The 3,820-nt window shown below is 34.7% G+C and carries 3 protein-coding genes and 1 pseudogene; all 4 read right to left on the bottom strand.

Annotated features, from left to right (window positions below):
• A pseudogene (locus tag B2S90_RS00935) lies at window positions 1-590 on the bottom strand (nucleoside-diphosphate sugar epimerase/dehydratase); the annotation flags it as partial.
• Between the two features lie 315 nt (window positions 591-905).
• Window positions 906-2,360 carry an LCP family protein gene (locus B2S90_RS00940; protein ID WP_279148242.1) on the bottom strand — a complete coding sequence of 485 codons (1,455 nt, stop codon included), beginning with the start codon at window positions 2,358-2,360 and terminating at the stop codon, window positions 906-908.
• Window positions 2,361-2,375: 15 nt separating this feature from the next.
• Window positions 2,376-3,569 (bottom strand): nucleotidyltransferase domain-containing protein, encoded by a 1,194-nt coding sequence (locus B2S90_RS00945; RefSeq protein ID WP_286696396.1) that lies wholly within the window; start codon window positions 3,567-3,569, stop codon window positions 2,376-2,378.
• A 106-nt stretch (window positions 3,570-3,675) separates the two neighbouring features.
• On the bottom strand, window positions 3,676-3,820 hold a 145-nt coding region (locus B2S90_RS10860; protein ID WP_414630679.1), incomplete at its 5' end, for an LPXTG cell wall anchor domain-containing protein.

Raw genomic sequence — 3,820 nt, forward strand, 5'->3', positions numbered from 1 at the left:
ACATCATTCATATAATAACCCTGTTTAAGCGGATCATCATCAATGAAGCATACAACCTTCATTGGAAGATGAGAACTTCTCTTGATTTCTCTAAGAAGCATATTACCTGCTTCCCCAGCTCCTATAATCATTACATTGATTAAATGCTTGTCCTGTTCAAATAGTGGACTGTCATTTTTCATTGAACGCATTCCACGATATAAGAAACGCAAAGTAGAACTCAATATAAGAAGCATACATGGTTCAAGAATATACCATGAACGTGGCAGTTCTACCTTTAATACAAATACATAGAGAAGCATTCTGAAAAAATCAGAACAGATAACTGCTAGAAGCAATCGTCTGACCTCTATAATAGAAGCATACCTCCACATACTTTTATAAAGCCTAAATACATAATAAACAACAAGCGTAATTAATATATCAATCCCAACAATCTCTAAATAGTTATTCCATACCCACCAATCAATTTTGAACTCCATTCTTGTTAAAACGGCTACAAACGAAGCAAGTACGGTAAACATCGCATCTAAGATCATCAAGAACAACATACGCTGATACATCACTCGATTATCTTTAAACCTGTGCATTTTATCCCTTCCTTTTTTGTCAATGTACAAATTACCATTTATTTGTAAACTCGTCAATATACCCTACATAAAACCTTCATATATTGCATCAAATTTCAATTACTATTATACCCTATATTTATATAGGGTGATATGTGTAGAGGCTTGATAAAGCCTATTTAGAGGTGTTTAAGTATTTTTTTATACAACTTTATAGTTTTAAATGTCTGTATACTACTATTTGGTCTGTAAAAAACTTTATTTGTACTATTTTCAACTTTACATCCATGGACATATGAAACCTATTGTTTATGAAAAAAGCAGACCAAAGTCTGCTTATTGTGCCGTGAAGCTTTCACCCTTCAACATCTTCTTAATATATTCTTTATTCTGTTTAACGCTATTTTCATCAGGAATCATATAATACAAGTTCGTGTTAGGCATATAATAGCCACCCCTCATCATCTTACCACTACCTGATACCATAGATTTCTGGAATGACCATTCAGCACCCGTATTGAGCTGATCATTGGCCACACGCGCCATTTCATTCATTGGCATATCAGTGACGAATGTACCATCAATCGCATTGAGAATATCCGTATAATGAGTAATGATAGCAGGAGAAGCCATTTTCTTAATAATAGCCTGTAATACATCCTGCTGGTTCTGTGCTCTATGACGATCACCACTCGTATAGGCATGACGTTCTCTAGAGAATGATAGAGCCATCTGACCATTCATATGGTTCCAGCCTTCTTTAATAGGCTGCCCTGTCCAGGCTTCTAAGTTCTTATCAGAATAAACATCAATACCACCTAAGGCATCTACAACTTTCACTAATGATTCAAAGTTCACACGTGCATAATAGCTGATATCAACATCTAAGAACTTTTCTACAGTCTTTACAGTATTCTGTGTACCTGTCAGACCAGAATGTGTTAATTTATCCTTCGCTTTCGCATCAGCAAGAGTGACCCATGCATCACGAGGAATACTTGTCACAAGTACCTGATGAGCAGGGATATTGATTGTTAGAAGGATGTTAACATCACTACGTGATACTTCCTGAACACTACCACGAGAGTCAATACCTGAAATATAAACGCAGAACGGATCTTTTAAGATATCTAGTGTCTTTTCTTCTTTAATCTTATTATAAGATTTAAACTTGCAGCTCCAGATGACTCTTGTATCCTTATCGAATGACTCTTTGTATTCATTCACGAGTGTACGAGATCCTTCATTCATAAGAATGGCATCTGCCTGTTTATTATAAAGTGCATCCACAACTGCTTCTACACCATATAATTCACTAATACCATAACTAGATACTTTTTTACTTAGTCTATCTAATGCTTCATTGATCTTTGTTCCATTAGGATTATAAGCCACGGTCTTATTTAAGATATCTTCAGCCTTATGATAAGGACTCTCCTTCTTTACGACGAGAGAATATGTGACATAATCGTATTCACTTGTTACCTGATTAACGGCTGCCTTACCTGTTTGAATAAATACACAGCACACAAGTAAGAAAATACTAATAACTACAGAAATAATCTTACCAATAAGTGGTCTGATCTGAACATTTCTAGATTCAATAGAACTAGGTTTTGCGAATAAATACATAAGTAATGTAAGAATTGCTAGAAATGCCCCTATCACTATTAAGAAACGCATTGGCAAGATATTAACTAACGCAATACTTACCACAAGTATAATACTTAATACTGCCTGTATACCGATAATAAATCGATGATCAGTTATGAAATTCAATATTTTCTTCATCTTTGTCCCTCACTTCTATTTGATGATCTTATATTCTTTCATTAAAGCGACACGTTCTTTCCCTATCTTAATTGTTTCTGTCGCTTTATTATCTTCTCTTGATGAAGATTCCTTCATATATGTCACTATACGTGAGAACCATGCAATAGGCAATAAATAACCATGCTTTTCTAGATAAGGATATCTTCCTACTAGGTCCTTACGACTTGGGAAGAGTGTACTTCTTAAAGAAGCATGGGCTTTTTTACCTTGTGCATCTAAAGTAATCGCTTCGAGTGTCATATTAGCTGAATGTTTACGACTCATAGAACTATTACCGTATACCCCTGCATCAAGTATATCTTCTAATAAGTGATCCATATTCTCACTTAATTCTAAATACTTATCGGGAATAGGTGCATCGTGTAGATACTTCTTACCAATAGATAATAATGTTGCCCCAAAGACTTCTAGATGAATCTTCTGAAGATCATTAAAAATAGAGTCATAATCAATCTCATAGTGAGAGGCAAACATCATAATATCTGCGACCTGTCTAATACCTACACCACTATGAAGGAAGTGTTTAAAGGCATGAAGTATAAGAAATAAGAAATGATCTGTTGGACACATAGTCGATACTTCCACACCCTCTATTACTTCTGTAGTACGTCTCTCATGGGCTTTTTCAAAAAACTGATTCCATGACCCATAAGCAACTGATTCTTCCTGGAAAAGTGTCTTATGAAGTTCTATATAGAGTGAACTACCCTTTAACTGATAAGGGACTTCATAAGGTTCTAAATCATCTCCTGTCACTAAATTATGTTCAGTGAAGAACTGGTGGTAAGTAGGAAATAATTCTTTAGTAATCAATAAGTCCTCATCCCCCGATACTCTTTCATCAGGAATAGGATAAAGTTTTCTTGCAATAATACCCTTTACCACTAATGGATAAAGTTTTGCTTCATTCATCTTACTAACAAGCTGTAAGAAATCTCTTGTAGAAAGTGCCTGAGTCATAGCTGCACGCATAGAAATAGCTTTGACCTGTGGGTTCACACCCTGAGATTTATAAACTGCTTCATAAACCAAAGGTAATATTTGATGAATATGTGCAAGATTATATAATTCTGATAATTCTTCTTGTGAAAGTGGTTCCCATTCAACACTCTCACCCTTTAAAGAAGCACTTAATGCTTCTAATAGTTTTTCTTGTATTTTTGTCATATCAATTCCCCTAATGAAACTATTTTATAATAAAAATACAATTACTGCAAATCACCTTCGCAAAAAGGCAAAAAAGAAGAACCTCTTGCGAAGTTCTTCCCTTATCTTATGCTTCTTTCTTCTTTAAAAGAACATAACCTAATAATGAAATCATAGTAAAGAATGCAGCTAAGCCTAACATAGTAGAATCACCAGTCTGTGGTTTTTTGTTTGGTTTAGTTGTTTCAGTACCAGTTCCAGGTTTAGAAGGT

This window comes from Catenibacterium sp. UBA627 (assembly GCF_002299355.1).
Classification (GTDB): domain Bacteria; phylum Bacillota_I; class Bacilli_A; order Erysipelotrichales; family Coprobacillaceae; genus Catenibacterium; species Catenibacterium mitsuoka.